Annotated in this window: 19 protein-coding genes; 10 read left to right on the forward strand and 9 right to left on the reverse strand. The window is 37.9% G+C overall.

Annotated features, from left to right (window positions below):
• Positions 1-66 precede the first annotated feature (66 nt).
• Together FGM01_RS01260 and FGM01_RS01265 are read right to left on the reverse strand one after the other, a co-directional pair.
• Positions 67-816, reverse strand: coding sequence for an SDR family oxidoreductase (locus FGM01_RS01260; RefSeq protein WP_143409305.1), 750 nt, complete (start codon positions 814-816; stop codon positions 67-69).
• 176 nt (positions 817-992) lie between these two features.
• On the reverse strand, positions 993-1,703 hold the full coding sequence (locus FGM01_RS01265; RefSeq protein WP_143409306.1) for an SDR family oxidoreductase: 711 nt from the start codon (positions 1,701-1,703) through the stop codon (positions 993-995).
• Positions 1,704-1,920: 217 nt separating this feature from the next.
• Between FGM01_RS01265 and FGM01_RS01270 the strand changes: the two genes are divergently transcribed.
• The 3 genes from FGM01_RS01270 to FGM01_RS01280 all read left to right on the forward strand — a co-directional run bounded on the left by FGM01_RS01270 (position 1,921) and on the right by FGM01_RS01280 (position 3,303).
• Positions 1,921-2,313: a hypothetical protein gene (locus FGM01_RS01270; protein WP_143409307.1), complete on the forward strand. Its 393-nt coding sequence runs from the start codon at positions 1,921-1,923 to the stop codon at positions 2,311-2,313.
• 75 nt (positions 2,314-2,388) lie between these two features.
• Positions 2,389-3,006 (forward strand): YqaA family protein, encoded by a 618-nt coding sequence (locus FGM01_RS01275; RefSeq protein WP_143409308.1) that lies wholly within the window; start codon positions 2,389-2,391, stop codon positions 3,004-3,006.
• Between the two features lie 138 nt (positions 3,007-3,144).
• Positions 3,145-3,303 carry a YqaE/Pmp3 family membrane protein gene (locus FGM01_RS01280; RefSeq protein ID WP_143409309.1) on the forward strand — a complete coding sequence of 53 codons (159 nt, stop codon included), beginning with the start codon at positions 3,145-3,147 and terminating at the stop codon, positions 3,301-3,303.
• Between the two features lie 67 nt (positions 3,304-3,370).
• On the opposite strand, the gene galE is transcribed toward FGM01_RS01280, so the two are convergent.
• Complete coding sequence (galE, locus tag FGM01_RS01285; protein WP_143409310.1) at positions 3,371-4,414, reverse strand: UDP-glucose 4-epimerase GalE; 1,044 nt, start codon at positions 4,412-4,414, stop codon at positions 3,371-3,373.
• A gap of 144 nt (positions 4,415-4,558) precedes the next feature.
• Between galE and FGM01_RS01290 the strand changes: the two genes are divergently transcribed.
• From FGM01_RS01290 to FGM01_RS01305, 4 genes are all read left to right on the forward strand, one after another.
• On the forward strand, positions 4,559-4,843 hold the full coding sequence (locus FGM01_RS01290) for a DUF3817 domain-containing protein (RefSeq protein WP_143409311.1): 285 nt from the start codon (positions 4,559-4,561) through the stop codon (positions 4,841-4,843).
• Between the two features lie 3 nt (positions 4,844-4,846).
• Complete coding sequence (locus FGM01_RS01295; protein ID WP_143409312.1) at positions 4,847-6,133, forward strand: mechanosensitive ion channel family protein; 1,287 nt, start codon at positions 4,847-4,849, stop codon at positions 6,131-6,133.
• Between the two features lie 10 nt (positions 6,134-6,143).
• On the forward strand, positions 6,144-7,247 hold the full coding sequence (locus tag FGM01_RS01300; RefSeq protein ID WP_143409313.1) for an endonuclease/exonuclease/phosphatase family protein: 1,104 nt from the start codon (positions 6,144-6,146) through the stop codon (positions 7,245-7,247).
• A 61-nt stretch (positions 7,248-7,308) separates the two neighbouring features.
• Positions 7,309-8,220 carry a mechanosensitive ion channel family protein gene (locus tag FGM01_RS01305; protein WP_143409314.1) on the forward strand — a complete coding sequence of 304 codons (912 nt, stop codon included), beginning with the start codon at positions 7,309-7,311 and terminating at the stop codon, positions 8,218-8,220.
• Between the two features lies 1 nt (position 8,221).
• Here FGM01_RS01305 and FGM01_RS01310 read toward each other — a convergent pair whose 3' ends face one another.
• From FGM01_RS01310 to FGM01_RS01320, 3 genes are all read right to left on the reverse strand, one after another.
• On the reverse strand, positions 8,222-8,608 hold the full coding sequence (locus FGM01_RS01310) for an acyl-CoA thioesterase (RefSeq protein ID WP_143409315.1): 387 nt from the start codon (positions 8,606-8,608) through the stop codon (positions 8,222-8,224).
• Between the two features lie 123 nt (positions 8,609-8,731).
• The gene (locus tag FGM01_RS01315; protein ID WP_143409316.1) at positions 8,732-9,148 is read right to left on the reverse strand and encodes an NUDIX domain-containing protein; all 417 of its coding nucleotides are present in this window, start codon (positions 9,146-9,148) and stop codon (positions 8,732-8,734) included.
• Between the two features lie 44 nt (positions 9,149-9,192).
• Positions 9,193-10,545, reverse strand: a complete 1,353-nt coding sequence (locus FGM01_RS01320; protein WP_143409317.1) for an NAD-dependent succinate-semialdehyde dehydrogenase — start codon at positions 10,543-10,545, stop codon at positions 9,193-9,195.
• A gap of 168 nt (positions 10,546-10,713) precedes the next feature.
• On the opposite strand from FGM01_RS01320, the gene FGM01_RS01325 reads away from it, so the two are divergent.
• Positions 10,714-11,121, forward strand: a complete 408-nt coding sequence (locus FGM01_RS01325; protein WP_143409318.1) for a glyoxalase — start codon at positions 10,714-10,716, stop codon at positions 11,119-11,121.
• Here FGM01_RS01325 and FGM01_RS01330 read toward each other — a convergent pair.
• The gene (locus FGM01_RS01330; RefSeq protein WP_143409319.1) at positions 11,098-11,829 is read right to left on the reverse strand and encodes a DUF3307 domain-containing protein; all 732 of its coding nucleotides are present in this window, start codon (positions 11,827-11,829) and stop codon (positions 11,098-11,100) included. The two genes, FGM01_RS01325 and FGM01_RS01330, sit on opposite strands and share 24 nt — an antisense overlap.
• Positions 11,822-12,490 (reverse strand): hypothetical protein, encoded by a 669-nt coding sequence (locus FGM01_RS01335; protein ID WP_143409320.1) that lies wholly within the window; start codon positions 12,488-12,490, stop codon positions 11,822-11,824. Before FGM01_RS01335 ends, FGM01_RS01330 begins: the two co-directional genes overlap by 8 nt.
• A 183-nt stretch (positions 12,491-12,673) precedes the next feature.
• Between FGM01_RS01335 and FGM01_RS01340 the strand changes: the two genes are divergently transcribed.
• On the forward strand, positions 12,674-13,126 hold the full coding sequence (locus FGM01_RS01340; RefSeq protein WP_143409321.1) for a transcription elongation factor: 453 nt from the start codon (positions 12,674-12,676) through the stop codon (positions 13,124-13,126).
• Here the strand turns inward: FGM01_RS01340 and FGM01_RS01345 are convergent, their stop codons facing one another.
• Entirely contained in the window at positions 13,127-15,172 is a 2,046-nt protein-coding gene (locus FGM01_RS01345; protein WP_143409322.1) for an HD family phosphohydrolase, read from the reverse strand. It abuts the gene before it with no gap.
• A 113-nt stretch (positions 15,173-15,285) separates the two neighbouring features.
• Between FGM01_RS01345 and FGM01_RS01350 the strand changes: the two genes are divergently transcribed.
• Entirely contained in the window at positions 15,286-16,467 is a 1,182-nt protein-coding gene (locus FGM01_RS01350; RefSeq protein ID WP_143409323.1) for an acetyl-CoA C-acyltransferase, read from the forward strand.
• The last annotated feature ends 17 nt before the right edge of the window (positions 16,468-16,484 follow it).

The raw sequence follows: 16,484 nt of genomic DNA on the forward strand, positions 1-16,484 counted from the left end.
AAGCTATATATATAAGCTTAAAAAGGCCGGTTAAACCGGCCTTTTAGTTTTATATTTTTTATTGAACTATTGTTGCTGTTCTGTTGGCATGATATACACGTCATTAATATTTGCCCGTTTAGGTTGAATTAGGGAATAATATATAGCTTCCGCAATATCTTCTGCTTCCAGCGGAGTCATCTCCTTAAAGTTTGATAACATGTCTTCTTTAATCTCATCATCTGTGATCGTTTCTGTTAAGGAAGTATCTACGAAGCCCGGCTCAATAGACGTTACATTAATATTGAAATTTGGAGCAAGCTCCTGTCTTAAACCTTCAGAAAACATTCTTACGGCAGATTTGGTGGCACAATACACGGCTCCTCCGGGATATATCTTACGTCCCGCACTTGATGAAATATTGATGATATTACCACTTTTTTGCTCCATCATCGTAGGTAACACTGCAGCCACCCCATTTAAAACACCTTTAATATTTACATCTACCATTTTGTCCCACTCATCTGTATGTAGATTTTTTACATAGGACAATGGCATTAATCCCGCATTATTTACCAAAGCATCTATAGATTTAAACTCTTTCTTGGTATGCTCAACCACCTTTTTAAGGTCTTCCTTTTTAGTTACATCTGCAGTGACCACAAGTGCTTTGCCTGCCTGCCCTTTTTCAATCTTTGATTGTAATTTTTTGAGTTTATCTTCACTTCTTGCGGTTAAAACAACATTTGCTCCTTCTTTTGCCAGTTTCATCGCGGTTGCTTCTCCAATTCCACTGGATGCTCCCGTAATGATTACCGTCTTTCCTTTAATACTCATATCAATTTTGTTTTTTTTAATTTCCACTAAAATACCGCATAAAAGACTGTCAACAATAGTATTTATAGGCTTTGTCATGATTTTAACCCTTATATGGCCAAGCTGTTAATTTTTTAAATATTGTATAAAAAAGCCTGACCATCAGGTCAGGCCTGGTCGTATTAATTTGAAGATTTTTATTTCTGAGGGGGTCGCGAAGGTCTAACTTCTATCTTACTCGGTAAAGTTCTGGGGTTCATCTTTAAAAGATCACCTACCAGTTCACCAATATCTTCAATCTGAATTTTCCAGGCATCTTCTTCTGAAGGTTCATGGTCATTAAAATAGGTCGCTACTGAACCTGGCATAATAGTACTAACTTTAACTCCTTTATCCCGAAGATCCAGCATTACTGCCTGAGTGAAGCCGGTTACTCCAAATTTACTTGCATTATATGCTGCCCCCCCTGCAAAAAAGTTTGTACCGGCGAGACTTGAAATTGTAATAATATATCCCTCAGATTTTTTTAAAGCTTCCACACAGGCTTTGATACTATAGAAAACTCCATTAAGATTAGTATCTATCGTGTCCTTCCATTCCTCCACTGTTAGCTCTTCCACAGATCCGAAATTTCCGATTCCCGCATTGGCTATCAGAACATCTAATTGTCCCCATTTATCCAGAACTTTCTGTACGGCTTTTTTCTGACTTTCAAAATCTCTGACATCGGCTTCCAAACCAATAATATCACCAAAACTGGAGAGTTTTTCTGCTGCCTTTTCTGCAGAGGAGAGTGATCTGCTGGTGACAGCTACCTTGTAACCCATTTGTAAAAGAGCCCTGGCCACTCCATATCCTATTCCTTTACTTCCTCCGGTGATGAATGCTGTTTTATTTTCTTTACTCATATTTATTATTTTCTAAGGTTAAAGCTACTAAAGACGGTTATCCCTCTGAAATTTAAAGCTCTAAGATTCTGTTAATTTTAAAGGTTAAATACTTGATAAAACATAATAAAAGACTTTTATAGAAAACTAAAAAAACTAACTTTGTCACCTGAAAAAATTCTACGGTTAAGAATCGTATTTTCGCCAGGCAAGTACTAACTAATTTAATCAAGATACCTTGGAAAATATCAAAGCACAGAAATTACTCAATAAGATTCAGCGCGACCTTATGCGTAATGGGATTATCACAAATACAATCGTTGAAGACCTTAAAGAATTAAGGAAATTTGTGGTTGAGGAAAATATTCCTTTGTTGGCCAAGGTAACCAGGTTAACTTATGAGCATATTGCTGAGCACGAAGACTTCCTAATTGCTATCCCGGATGATGAGCCTATAGAAGTAGATGAAGAATCTGAAGAGACCGAAGTGATCGAAACAGAAGATGTTACCGGCCAGGAAAGTCTAGAATATATGCTTTCTCTAATGGCAGAGCACTACAATAAAGTTAACGAGTTAGAGCTTCGCGAATATGTAAATGCCTTGAAAGAGCACGCGGGAGAGGATTATTAATGGTTAGCATTAAGCTTTCCGCAATTCCTACTTCCACTTCCGGATCTCTTAAATTGCTATAAACTGAAAAGATTAATGAAAGAAAGAGCGAAATCTAAAAAGAAGTCGCGGATACGTTTGTTGCACCAATACTACAACTACACAGGTTTTTATTCCTTTGTATGGAATAGTTTAAAGAAAGCTGTTTTACCTATTGTACTTTTTGTTGGTGCGCTATGGGCTATAGATCATTATCTTCTGGATATTGAAGATATGCTGGTCCTTATAACTGAAACCTATGCCCCGGCAGAGGTTCTCTCTATTTTCTTTTTATCTGAATCTTTATTAGGCCTGGTACCGCCAGAACTTTTTATTGCGTGGGCAGGTAAGTCTGCCAGCCCTATGATTTTCCTGACCTTATTGGCGACAGCATCATACCTGGGAGGAATTGTATCTTATTATATAGGAGTAGGAATAACAAAAATTCCCGCTGTACATGAAGCGATGGAATTGAAAATGGCCAAGCATATAAAAAATACCCGGAAATGGGGTGGTTTTTTGATCATCGTCGGTGCCTTGCTTCCTATACCTTTTGCCATGACGAGTATAGCTGCCGGAATTATAAAATTTCCTTTTTCCAGCTATCTGATTTTTGGATTGCTTAGGTATGCCAGGTTTTACCTTTATGCCCTGGTCATCTTCGAAATGGTTTAACGCTTTTCTTATAATAAAACTAAACTTTTCCTAAGGCTTACCATAGTGCCTGAGATATATTTTAATTTAGTTGAAAATACTGACTTCATGGTGTTTAACGACCATTTTCAGTTTGATTTTTAACCAATAATTTAAATTATGTCTTTACTTACTATTATTTTAAACATTGTATTACCTCCCCTTGCTGTTTTTTTAAAGCATGGTCTAGGGGTAACTTTTCTAATAAGTTTACTATTAACGGCTTTAGGCTGGCTACCAGGAGTTATACATGCATTCCTGGTAAACGGAACCGACTAAAAAGCAATTATTTAAACGCAAAAAGACCGGATATAAATCCGGTCTTTTTTATTGTGCACAGCATTATCTAATTCTCCTCTTCTTCTCTCTTACGAACCACTTTTTGCCACTTCCAGGCACTTTTCAAAGCATCATCTAGTGATCTGTCTGCCTTCCAGCCCAGATCTTCATTTGCTTTAGTGGTGTCAGCATATGCAGAAATAATATCACCTTCTCTTCTACCCACAACCTTATAAGGTAATTTCTCTCCTGAAACCTTTTCAAAAGATTTTATTACCTCCAATACCGAATTTCCTTTTCCTGTACCAAGATTAAAAACTTCATAATTGCTTTTTTCCTTAGCGTCGATGAGCCTCTTTAGAGCTTTCACGTGAGCTTCAGCGAGGTCCATCACATGTATATAATCCCTTATTGCCGTCCCGTCCTCTGTAGGGTAATCATCTCCAAAAACTGAAAGCTCTTCACGTTTACCAATTGCGGTTTGTGTAATGAAAGGAATTAGGTTTTGAGGTGTACCTATTGGTAATTCACCAATTTCTGCTGTTGGATGTGCACCTATTGGGTTAAAATACCTGAGTGCTATAGCTTTAAAATGTAAATTCGTTTTACAGGTATCCTGAAGAATTTCTTCTCCTATCTGCTTCGTGTTACCATAAGGAGATTCTGCTTTTTTAACAGGTGCATTTTCGGTTATAGGGAGTTCATCAGCCTGTCCATAAACCGTACAGGATGAACTAAATATAAATCTTGCATTTGGTTTCTTATTTAATTCCTGAAGGAGATAAACCAAAGTAGCAATATTATTCTCATAATAGAGTAATGGATTTATTACACTCTCCCCTACAGCTTTGGATGCGGCGAAGTGGATAACATCCTCAATATCCGGATATTTTTCAAAGAAATTTTTGACAGCTTCCTTATCTCTTAGATCTAAATTCTCAAATTCCGGGGTTTTCCCGGTGATTTGCGTGATCCCTCCCAATACGTCTATGGAGGAATTAGAAAGATTATCTATTATCACTACTTTATACCCTTCCTTCTGAAGGGCTACAACCGTATGGGATCCTATAAAACCAAGTCCACCGGTAACCAAAACACTTTTAGAACTCATATTTTTTATTTACAGGCGCAAATTAATAAAAATGAGAGGAGCACTGCCTCTGAATTATATTAAAAACCTCCTAAAGCTTCATTAATTTGACCGTGCCATGTCTCTGTAAACAATTATATTTGTGGGAGTTTAATTTTTACGTTTATGTCCCTAAAAAACCAGTTAAGACTATTTAAATGGATTAGCATTCTCGAAGGAATCTCATTTTTGCTGCTGCTATTTATTGCTATGCCTTTAAAGTATATTTTTGAAATGCCGCAAATGGTACAGCAGGTGGGGATGGCTCACGGCATATTATTTATAGCCTATATACTTGGCGGTATTCTCCTAATAAGGCCAATGAAATGGAGTTTATCACAAATAGCAATTATACTTGGATGCTCTGTTTTGCCGTTTGGTCCTTTTTATGTTGAAAAGAAATATCTTTAATACATGAATCTGGAAAAGCGACTTGCAGACCTTATCTGCTTTTTTGAAGAGTTTTTCGTAGCGCATGGTATGAATTCTACCTTCGCTTTGTATTTGAATTTGCTTATTAACCTGCTTGTTCTTACCCTGGTAATTTTTGGGATCAATTATGTGCTTAAGCACTTTATCATTGAAACCTTTAAACTTTTTACCAATAAAACGAGAACCACTTTTGACGATTTCCTAATCAAAAGTAATTTCCCGCGATATGTTGGCCGGTTCGTGCCGCTTTTTGTTATCTATAAAATCTTTCCTTTAATCTTTTCTGAATTCCATGATGTACTGGAGATCTTCTATTTCCTGTTTAAGATTTATGTGATCATTTTACTTATCTGGATATTCAGAAGTATTTTAAGGTCTACACGAAATTACCTGAAAACCAGACCTGAATTCAACGATAAGCCGCTGGAGAGCTTCAGCCAGATTATCATGATCTTTATCTGGATCATTGGTTTGATGTTCATCTTCTCTGAGATCACGGGAAAATCTGTGGTTGGGTTTGCTATCTCTCTTGGTGCTGCTTCAGCAGTTATCTTATTGATCTTCAAGGATACGATTCTTGGACTGGTCGCATCTATCCAGGTGTCGGTTAATGACATCGTCAGGATCGGAGACTGGATCACCTTTGAAAAATTTGGTGCTGATGGTACGGTTACAGAAATTAACCTGGCTACAGTAAGGGTTCAGAACTGGGATAATACTTATACCACCATACCTACTTACAGTCTTATTTCTGATTCTTTCCATAACTGGAGAGGAATGCAGGAATCACCGGGAAGACGTATTAAAAGATCAGTTTTTATTAAGCAAAATTCTGTAAAATTCCTGGATAAAGACGATTTGGAGAAACTTAAGAAAATCCATCTTATCGCACCATATTTAGATAACCGCCAGGCAGAAATAGATAAGTTCAATGAAAGTAACGATATTGATAAATCCCTGTTAATCAACGGTCGTAATCAAACCAATCTTGGAGTTTTCAGAAAGTACGCAGACTCATATTTAAGAGAACATTCTGCTGTTCATAAAGAAATGTACCTTATAGTGAGGCATCTGGCGCCTACTCCCAATGGAATTCCCCTGGAAATATTATGCTTTAGTAAAGATAAACGCTGGGAAAATTATGAGTATATTTCCGCAGATATTTTTGACCACCTTATAGCGGCAATACCCTATTTCGATCTGAAACTATTTGAGGCTCCATCAGGTGATGATATTCGTAGTTTTCTAGGTCAAAAATCAGACTCCTAATTAATCGATTATGAAATTAAAACCATTTTTGCAGGGTTTCGGTATCCTGGCTGTAGTGATTACTTTGATTCCTCTTATCGCTGCCGATTTTTGGTGGATCAGGATGTTTGATTATCCCCATATACAGTTAACCCTGCTAACTCTAACAGCAATTGCCGCTTATTTCCTCAAATTTGAAATCAAATCCTGGAGAGATTATGCTTTTATGGGTGTACTTTTAGCCTGCTTTATATTTCAGTTTGCCAAAATATATCCTTACACTCCATTTGCTCCTTATGATGTTGGGAAACCTACAGAGGAAGTAGACAGGGAAACAGAATTTCTGTTATTAACCTCGAATGTACTTCAGAAAAATAAGGAGACCGGACTATTAATAGAGGAATTAAAAAAGATAAATCCAGACGTCGCGGTATTAACGGAAACAGATACAAAATGGCAAAAAGCATTGCAGGAGGGAATAGGATCTGATTATCCATATAAGGTTGAGGTTCCGTTGGATAACACCTACGGTATGATCCTTTACTCTAAGCTGAAATTGAATAAACCTGAAGTGAAATTCATTGTTGATGACAGCATTCCTTCTATACATTCTGAAATCTTATTAAGGTCTGGAGATGTGGTGCAGCTACATGCAATACATCCCACACCTCCAATGCCTCAGCACAATCCGTCATCTTCAGACCGCGATGCTGAAATGATGAAAATTGCACTGGAATCCATGGATTCTGATATTCCTGTGATCGTTATAGGTGATTTCAATGATGTTGCCTGGTCCAATACTACCAGTATGTTTCAGTCTGTTGGAGAGTTACTTGATGTAAGGAAAGGCAGAAGTTTTTATAATACTTTCAATGCAAAAAGTATGATCATGCGCTGGTCCCTCGACCATATTTTCGTTTCAGAAGAATTCAGGGTAGAGAGTATCAATACCGGTGGTGATGTAAAGTCAGACCACTTTCCTTTTTATGCCAAATTATACCTGCAACCGGAATTAGCTAAAGAACAAAAACCTGAGCCGGCTGATAAGGAACAGATCAAAAAGGCAAAGGAACAGATCCAGGAAGAAGAACAGGAAAATGCTGAAAAGGGACAGAATGGCTCCAGTAATCAATAAATACTAACATTTTGTTGGCATAATCTGTATTTTCTAATCTCTATTTTTAGAAAAAATACAGATGTTACAGTCAAATCCTGAAAGAAGTGATTCAATTTCTGAGTCCTTTACGCAATTCTACCATAATTTTATCGAACAACTTCCAGGAATAGGTATAGCGGTACTTATTATTATTCTTGGAGTTCTTATAGGAATTAGACTTGGAAAGTTTTCAACCAGAAGAATTTCTGCGAGAACCTCAGATCCCTTAATGAGTCAGTTTCTTGGAAAAGCAATAAGGTTTCTTATCATCATTACATCAATCATGCTGGCTCTTAAAGCTGCAGGCCTTGGTGGTGTAGCTACAGGAATTTTGACAGCTGCGGGAGCCAGTGCGGTTGTTCTGGGATTTGCATTTAAGGATATTGGAGAAAATTTTATCGCCGGGATCATACTTGCTTTTAACCGGCCTTTCGATGTTAATGATACTGTAGAAATTGGAGAAAATTTTGGTAAGGTTAAAGAGTTAAAATTCAGATATACCAAATTAAAGACTTTTGATGGGAAGGATGTTTATATACCCAATAGTGATGTACTTACAGAACCAGTAACGAATTACACCGAGGATGGATTCTATCGCTGGAATTTTGTTATAGGAATCGCATATGAAGATAATATTGACGGTGCGAAAAAGACCGTTATGGATGCTTTAAGAAAGGACCCAATGGTAATTGAAGATGCCGAGCATCAGAATTTCGTGATCGAGGATGAATTGGCCACCAGTACGGTAAACCTAAAAGTATTTTTTTGGGTAGATACAAAGGATTTCAGAATGCAGGCTTTGATCACTAAGGGTAATGTAGTTAGAAATGTGAAAGAAGCTTTGGAGGACAATGGTTATTATATGCCGGCAGATATCCAGGAGATTAAATTATATGGTCACGAGAAAGATTTTCCTCTCCGATGGATCCCGGATGGGAAAAATAAAGCATAATTTATTTGAGTCTGTCTTTCACGAACTCCACCTCGGTCTTTCCATGAGGCTTAGGTTTTCCTGTCTCATCCAGACCAACCATAACTATTTTATCTATAGTAATTATAGTCTCATGGGTCATTTTATTACGCACTTTACATTTTAAGGTCAGTGAAGCCTTTCCAAATTTTAAAACTTCTATGCCAATCTCAATAATGTCACCCTGGTGAGCAGAACTTCTAAAATCTATCTCACTCATATACTTGGTAACGGTTTTGGGGTTCTCAATCTGGACTATGCTGTATAAAGCACATTCTTCATCTATCCATTCCAGCAATCTCCCGCCAAACAGAGTTCCGTTAGGGTTTAGATCCTGTGGTTTAATCCATTTTCTTGTGTGAAATCTCATTTTTTATTTTCGAAATTAAATAGAAAAGTCCTATCTGCAAGATGTGATAGATAGATTTATCAAATTCTGAAAACCATAATGCTAATTTGCGATTTCCTAAATAATTATTTTGAAAAAATACGATTATAGGAATTGCTGGGCTACGTTGATAATCTCATCATGATCAAATGCCAGTTTTTCATCAGGGAGTTTTTCAATTTCCATCCATTTAGCATCTTTAGCATCATCTGAAGGTTCAAGCTCTTCTTCATTAAATATGCGGCTTAGAAAAGCAATCGAAATGGTGTGACCTCTGGGGTCGCGACCTGGTTTTCCAAAAGCCTGGACCTGCTCCATAGATTGGACCACTACCCCGGTTTCCTCCAGCAACTCACGTTTTGCAGCTGTTTCAAGGTCTTCACCTACTTCAACAAAGCCTCCCGGTAATGCCCACATATCTTTGAATGGTTCGTTCTTTCTTTGTATTAATAAAACCTTGAAAGTATTATTTACTTTACAAAAAACAACACTATCAACGGTTACAGATATTTTATTTCCCATAAAATTTCCTTTTTAAATGTTTACTAAAGCCGGAGATTTTAATTTCATTTAAAATAAACGGTCTTTTTATTCACGAATTCTTGAATCCCGTCTGCGGAGAGCTCTCTGCCATAACCAGATATTTTGGTACCACCAAAAGGCAGCCTGGGATCACTTTTCACCAGCTCATTTACAAAAACGGCCCCATCCTCAAATTCGGGAATAATCTTTTCTGCAAAATCCAGATTTTCGGTAAATACAGAAACACCTAATCCAAAGTCTGATTGATTTACCAGGTCTATAGCTTCTTCGCTGGTCTTAAATGTGGTCACTCCTATGGCTGGTCCAAAGGTTTCCTCCTTAAACATGCTCATCTCAGGGGTTACCCCGGTTAGAACGGTTGGTTCAATATAGGCACCATCCCTTTTTCCACCCAGGACGATCTTAGCACCTGCCTTTACAGATTCCTTAATTTGTTTCTCCAGGTCTTCAGCAAGGTCTACCCTGGCCAGTGTACCGATATAAGTATCTTCTTCGAGCGGGTCTCCGCTCTTCAATTCCCGCACCTGGAGAAGGAATTGGTCTAAAAATTCTTCAGCAATACTTTCGTGAAGAATTAATCTTTTACCGGCAATACAGCTTTGCCCGGTATTCTGAAATCTCGCCTGCACACATGTTTTAACGCTTTCTGCAATATCTGCATCTTTAAAAACCAATAACGCATTACTGCCTCCCAGTTCCAGAACAGACTTTTTTATTTCATTACTTGCGGTGGACGCTACAGCTGCTCCTGCCGGTTTACTACCGGTAAGAGTCACCGCTTTTATGCGCTTGTCTTTGATGATATCCTCAATTTTACTACTGCTTAGAACCAGATTCTGAAAACAGGATTCTGGAAAACCAGCTCTTTCAAATACTTTCTGGATGTTGTTGGCAGATCGCATCACATTACTGGCGTGTTTCAGGACACCAATATTCCCGGCCATTAGCGCGGGTGCTGCAAATCTGAATACCTGCCAGAACGGATAGTTCCAGGGCATCACAGCGAGCACTACCCCAATTGGTTCGTAGCGAACATAACTTTTGGATGCATCGGTTTTAATATTACGAGGTGATAAATGCTTTTCTGCATTTTCTGCATAATACTCGCAGACCCAGGCGCATTTTTCAATTTCAGCAATAGATTGGGTAATAGGCTTACCCATTTCCAGGGAAATATCTCTGGCATATTCTTCCTTATTATCCTTTAGCTCCCGGGCAGCTTTTTTCATTAATCCAGCCCGTTCCTTAAAGCTGGTCTTTCGCCAGGATTTAAATCTATTATGTGCATTCTCTAGTGCTGTTTCGATTTCAGCTTTGGTGAGTTCTTTAAATTTTTCTAAAGCCTCCCCGGTATATGGATTTATAGATTCTATCATATCTAATTCGTCTTAAGCTTTTATTTTAAATATAATAAGACGAAAACGAGATAAAATGGCGATTAAGACAGATTTAACGCGAGAATGTTTATAACCGGTTTAAAAGTCTCATCTAGGCACAGTTAATGTGTGCCATTTATTAATTAAATTTAAGAAACAATACGCGCCATGAACCCAAGAGATATTAACCTAAAGGAGCTCAGGCCTGAGATCCCTTCCGCAAAAATTTCTGAAAACATGAATCCAGATGAACGTTTTCAAAACGAAACCCTCCGACCCATCGCCAAACTACAGGATGGATTATTATTGGCAGCTTTCCGAAATTATATTACCAAGCACAAGAATAAATTCTATGAGCTCAATCTGGACAACCGTTTAAAATATATAGCTAACACTATACAAAAGGATATTAAGTTCAGGAATAGCTTAAAGGGTATGATGATAGGTCAGTTCACCCTAGAAGAATATGAGCGGTATATCAAGAATTCATCAGCATTGAATAAAAGAATGATGAATATCGTTAAAGAGCGATTGCAAAGTAATATTCAGCTTTTAGAACGCGATATGGTTTACTAAAAGCCCGATGGCTATGGTGATCGTAAAACTCATTAGTGTTCCTATGAGTACATATTCCGTTTGCTTTCTCGCACCGGTCTCAGACTTGTCGCTGAATCTAAGAATGGATTTTGCGGCAATTAAAAATCCGATTGCGGAAAAATTAAGGGTAAGAATAAAAGTTAGCACGAGAATCCTTTCAAAGATTCCAATATACCTTCCTGCAGCGTCCAGACTGTTTTTCTGAAGATCATTCTCAACTTCATTTTGCCATCTTTTGGTCGCTTTTCCAATCAAAAAACCGGCAGGAAAAATAATGAGTAGATAACCAGTAATAACCGCCAGGATAGCACTTGAGGACATTGTCGTTTTCAAGAATGGAAGGACATGATAGAAATTTGAAGTAAGATATAGCCAGGCTAAAAATATCATCAATAAATGCATAGCCTGATCTGAAATAAACAATTTTAGGTTGTCCTGCTTAAACTGTAATTTCCAGAGATCTATAAAAAAATGAGTAATTGCTATAAAGACCGCGATATACCACCAATCAAGGCGCATTAGAAATACGAAAGTTAACAATCCGGAAAGGAAAGCGTGAAGATAAAGGTATTTGGACCTTGCTTTATATTTCCGTTTCGCCCTTACCCATTTGGTAGGTTGAATTACGAAGTCTGCAATTATATGGGCAAGTACTAACTGTAATAAAATAAGTACGCTATTATCCATTTTTGAAATTTGTAGATATTACCTTTTGATATCGAGTTAACAGGACTTCGATTGCATCCCAACCGGCCGCTTTTTTTCGTTGATTTACTGCAGACTGGCTAATATCCAGTTCGTCTGCAACTTCAGTTTCCTTAAAACCCTTTAAAAGAAAATATATTACTTCGGCTGAAGCTGTACTCCATTTATCAGAGATCGTATCAAAAAGGTGAAAAGAGGTATTAAATTCCTCATTAATTTCTGTGTCTGGAGTTTTGAGCTTTAACTTTCTATTTTCTTTTTTCATCTCGTCCAGGGTCCTCCCGGAAAACTGAAATGCCTCACCGTTAGATTCCAATATAGACTCCCGTTTAAAATCGTAAGTGCCTATCCCAATCGCCATTCTTAAATCTGCTTCACGCTTAAATGCCTTGTTGGTATCGCTTTGCTTTAAATGCAAACGGTTAATTGCTGTTTTTAGTTGCATTCCCACGCGCAAAGCCATGGAAGGATCATGTACCACTCCCTGAAAACTATCACCTCTAAAGATCCTAAAACCAGGATCTGTATCTGAAGTTTGTTTCAGGAAATCAAATTCCCTGTTTAGAGATGCTAGAACTCGCTCCATTAACTCATGTGGATAGGATGAAGAGGCAAGTAGGTCTGCTGAGATAACTGCAATCATATCCAAATATACAAAAATAAGCTTAAAAACTTATAAATTACATTTATAAGCAATCAGACTTATAATTTGGAATTGCAAAGACTATAACGGATAAAGAAGATTGATATTAAATATTTCCTAATTCTTCGATAAGCAAATAATGCTTAACTAATTTTATTTCTCTAAATAAAAATTGAAAAAATCATGGTAGCGAATAAAGAAGAATTATACTATAAATGCCTGGATACAGTGAACAGGCAGATAGAAAAGTATGAGAACGAAATGGAACAGATCAGAGAATCCATGGAAAATAATGACGCGCATACAGATTATGATGAAGATGATACCAAAGGTCAACTTTTGGGGGATTTTGAAAAATATGCCGAATACCTGGATAACTCTAGAAAAATGAAGGAGAAACTTAGCCGCATAGATAAAACTCATTATACAGAACAGGTTGATTTTGGAAGTATCGTAGAAACCAATGAAAATTATTATTTCATATCTGCAGCGTTGGGAAAAATTGTAATGGATGAGGGAAGCACGGTATATGCTATATCAACAGACGCTCCCATCTACCAGGAAATGAAAGGTAAAAAAGTTGGGGAAACCTTCAAATTCAATGACAAGGAGCATAAAATTATAGGTTTACACTAATTACTCCGGATATTCAATTCGCAGATGATAAATATTCTTAAGCTTGCGTTTAAGGATCTTTTTGACCATCTGTATTTCTTTAAAAGTTATGTTAGAATTAAGGAACTGACCTTCCTCCATTTGTTTATTGATGATCTTCTCTACAAAATTATCAATAAGGACAGAAGTTGGTTCCTTTAGACTTTTACTTGCTGCTTCTACACTGTCACACATCATGAGAATCGCGGTCTCCTTACTAAACGGGATAGGACCGGGATACCTGAAGTCTTCTGGCGAAACATCCTTATTAGCCTCTTTTTCTTTCTTGAAGAAGTAGTATACAGTACTGGTCCCGTGATGCGTTCTTATAAAATCTATAACCCTGTCTGGCAGATTATTTTTTTTGGCAATTTCAATACCGGTGATAACATGATCTATAATAATCTGTGCGCTTTCCCTGGGTGCAAGTTCATCATGAGAATTTACCGAGGTCGTTTGATTTTCAGTAAAATAAGTAGGATTCTGCATTTTACCAATATCATGATATAATGCCCCTACCCTCGCCAGCATTGCATTGGCGTTGATCTCGTTAGCTGCTGCTTCAGCAAGATTGGCAACATTAAGGCTATGATGAAAGGTTCCTGGAGCTTTTTCAGCCAGTTCTTTTAGCAGCCTCGAATTGGTATCAGAAAGCTCCAGTAAAGACATATCACTTACCATCCCGAAGATCTTTTCATAGACATAGATAAGTGGCTGAACAAATAAGGTGGCCAGTCCACCCAGTAAAAAGGTCAGGAATACCTCAGGTTTCATATCATCTATATTCCCCTCCTGAATAACCGTAAATGCAAAATAGGCAATGATATATACCAGAGTGATCTGCCCCACAGAAATGAACAGGTTTGCTCTTTTATATAATTCGCTAACGGTAAGTATAGTCACGATCCCGGCGATGATCTGCAAGAACATATACTCGTAACTATTTGGAACTATAAAACCGAGTAACAATACGGTGACAACATGCGTGAACAACCCCAGCCTGGCGTCGAAAAAGGCTTTCAGGGTGAGCGGCAGAATACATAAAGGAACTACATAAACATAATCAATATTAAAATTCACCACCAGGGTGGTTAGCATCACCATAAAAATAATATTGAAAAAAATGAACGTAACCTTAACGTTATTTTCGAAAATGGTGTTCCGGTATTTTCTAATGAACAGCAAAAGCATTAAGAGCGCAAGTGCCACCAAAGTACTATACCCAACTATGATCCAGTTATAATTTGATTTACTCCACACCTGGGATTCATATTCTGCCTTGAGCGACCTCAGGATATTGTATTTATTACCTTCCACAACCTCTCCTTTGGCAATGATCCGGCTTCCCTGCTCTATGATACCACGGGTATAGGAAATATTATTCAGCTTGCTTTGAAGTTCTTTTTGGGTAAGTTGATTATTGAAAGTTACATTAGGTTCTATGGAATTAAAGAAGACCTCAAGCAATTCGGTCTTAAATGATGAAAATCCCGCATCGGTAATTTCATCACTTATAAAACTCCTTATCTCCCCTTGTTTCAAAATTCGCTTATAGGCGATTTCTGAAGCTTCATTACCTTTAAGCAAGTATACTAACTGGTCTGGCCCCAGGCGTTCGCTTTCCTGAAGAAGGCCAAACTCATAAATTCTGTCTACCGTTTCGGCTACAAAATCATCAATTATAGTCTCATAAACCTGTAACGTTGTGTCTGCAAATACGTTTTGAACTTCCTGCAGGGCATCCTTTTTAACGACTTCAGGTTTTTCCGTATTAAAATTATAATAAGGAATGTGGGTTCTCGTTATATCCTGGCGTTCGGCTGCAATTTCCTCATCGGTTTTAAGAATGGCAAAATCAAATGGAGCATAAAGATTTTCATACTGCCACGGTTTGCCTTTTGGAATGTCGTATTTAAATTTACCGCCTTTCGGAAGCAGGTAAACGATTAATACTGAGGTAAGCACAAACAGGAAAACTTTATAAAAAAGCGCCTGATTTTTGTATAGCTTATTAACGAAATCGCTCATATAGATTCAGGTAATGTTCAAATGTAGTAAAAATAGGTCTGACTGGGCTTAGGTTATTTAATTCCTTATAAAATCACTAACTTCGCAACACTCGAATAAATTAAACTTAAACCATGAATAAAGAAGTAGTAATAGTAAGCGCTGCGAGAACTCCGATAGGGAGTTTCCTGGGTAGCTTATCAAGCATTCCCGCAACAAAATTAGGATCTATTGCCATTAAAGGAGCATTAGATAAAATAAATCTGAAACCAGAAATGGTAGATGAGGTTTTGATGGGTAATGTAGTTCAGGCCGGGGTTGGACAGGCTCCTGCGCGACAAGCTTCTCTAGGTGCCGGGATCCCGGATAGTGTACCCTGTACCACAGTAAATAAAGTATGTGCCAGCGGTATGAAGGCCGTTATGCAAGGTGCACAATCTATCATGTTAGGAGACACCTCTATAGTTGTTGCCGGCGGGATGGAAAATATGAGCCTTATTCCGCATTATGTACATATGAGAAATGGAAAGAAGTTTGGACCTGCAACTCTTGAAGACGGAATGCAAAAAGACGGTCTAGTAGATGCTTATGATCATAATGCCATGGGCGTATGTGCAGACCTCTGTGCTTCTGAACATAATTTCTCCAGGGAAGATCAGGATAAATTCGCTATCCAGTCTTACGAAAGATCAGCTCAAGCCTGGAAAGATGGAAAATTTGATAATGAAGTAGTACCGGTTGAAGTTCCACAAAGAAAAGGTGACCCTATAGTAATAAAGGAGGACGAGGAGTTCAAGAATATTCGTATGGACAAAATTGCCTCTCTAAGACCTGCTTTTTCTAAGGAAGGGACAGTAACAGCTGCAAATGCCTCTACTATCAATGATGGAGCGGGAGCCGTGGTTTTAATGAGCAAAGAAAAAGCTGAAGAACTTGGCCTTAAACCTTTGGCCACGATCAAAAGTTTTGCCGATGCTGCAACAGAGCCAAAATGGTTTACCACCGCGCCTTCAAAAGCTCTGCCTAAAGCCATAGCAAAGGCAGGAATTAAAATGGACGAAGTGGATTTCTTTGAATTTAATGAAGCATTTGCGGTAGTTGGCCTGGCTAATATGAAAATTTTAGGACTCAACGACTCCAACACGAATGTAAATGGTGGAGCTGTTTCCCTTGGACATCCTCTTGGCTGTAGCGGAGTTAGAATTCTAATAACTCTTTTGAGCGTTCTCGAACAAAATGACGCAAAAATAGGTGCGGCTGCTATCTGTAATGGTGGTGGAGGTGCTTCTGCAATGGTCATTGAACGTAATTCCTAAAATTGAATAAGAGAAAT

It is taken from the genome of Christiangramia sabulilitoris, assembly GCF_007050985.1.
Taxonomy (GTDB): Bacteria; Bacteroidota; Bacteroidia; order Flavobacteriales; family Flavobacteriaceae; genus Christiangramia; species Christiangramia sabulilitoris.

Bases quoted from the DNA above. Each gene is read 5' to 3' on its own strand.
- FGM01_RS01260 (WP_143409305.1), bottom strand. From the start codon at position 816: ATGAGTATTAAAGGAAAGACGGTAATCATTACGGGAGCATCCAGTGGA.
- FGM01_RS01265 (WP_143409306.1), bottom strand. From the start codon at position 1,703: ATGAGTAAAGAAAATAAAACAGCATTCATCACCGGAGGAAGTAAAGGA.
- FGM01_RS01275 (WP_143409308.1), top strand. From the start codon at position 2,389: ATGAAAGAAAGAGCGAAATCTAAAAAGAAGTCGCGGATACGTTTGTTG.
- FGM01_RS01280 (WP_143409309.1), top strand. From the start codon at position 3,145: ATGTCTTTACTTACTATTATTTTAAACATTGTATTACCTCCCCTTGCT.
- galE (WP_143409310.1), bottom strand. From the start codon at position 4,414: ATGAGTTCTAAAAGTGTTTTGGTTACCGGTGGACTTGGTTTTATAGGA.
- FGM01_RS01290 (WP_143409311.1), top strand. From the start codon at position 4,559: ATGTCCCTAAAAAACCAGTTAAGACTATTTAAATGGATTAGCATTCTC.
- FGM01_RS01295 (WP_143409312.1), top strand. From the start codon at position 4,847: ATGAATCTGGAAAAGCGACTTGCAGACCTTATCTGCTTTTTTGAAGAG.
- FGM01_RS01300 (WP_143409313.1), top strand. From the start codon at position 6,144: ATGAAATTAAAACCATTTTTGCAGGGTTTCGGTATCCTGGCTGTAGTG.
- FGM01_RS01305 (WP_143409314.1), top strand. From the start codon at position 7,309: ATGTTACAGTCAAATCCTGAAAGAAGTGATTCAATTTCTGAGTCCTTT.
- FGM01_RS01310 (WP_143409315.1), bottom strand. From the start codon at position 8,608: ATGAGATTTCACACAAGAAAATGGATTAAACCACAGGATCTAAACCCT.
- FGM01_RS01315 (WP_143409316.1), bottom strand. From the start codon at position 9,148: ATGGGAAATAAAATATCTGTAACCGTTGATAGTGTTGTTTTTTGTAAA.
- FGM01_RS01320 (WP_143409317.1), bottom strand. From the start codon at position 10,545: ATGATAGAATCTATAAATCCATATACCGGGGAGGCTTTAGAAAAATTT.
- FGM01_RS01325 (WP_143409318.1), top strand. From the start codon at position 10,714: ATGAACCCAAGAGATATTAACCTAAAGGAGCTCAGGCCTGAGATCCCT.
- FGM01_RS01330 (WP_143409319.1), bottom strand. From the start codon at position 11,829: ATGGATAATAGCGTACTTATTTTATTACAGTTAGTACTTGCCCATATA.
- FGM01_RS01335 (WP_143409320.1), bottom strand. From the start codon at position 12,490: ATGATTGCAGTTATCTCAGCAGACCTACTTGCCTCTTCATCCTATCCA.
- FGM01_RS01340 (WP_143409321.1), top strand. From the start codon at position 12,674: ATGGTAGCGAATAAAGAAGAATTATACTATAAATGCCTGGATACAGTG.
- FGM01_RS01345 (WP_143409322.1), bottom strand. From the start codon at position 15,172: ATGAGCGATTTCGTTAATAAGCTATACAAAAATCAGGCGCTTTTTTAT.
- FGM01_RS01350 (WP_143409323.1), top strand. From the start codon at position 15,286: ATGAATAAAGAAGTAGTAATAGTAAGCGCTGCGAGAACTCCGATAGGG.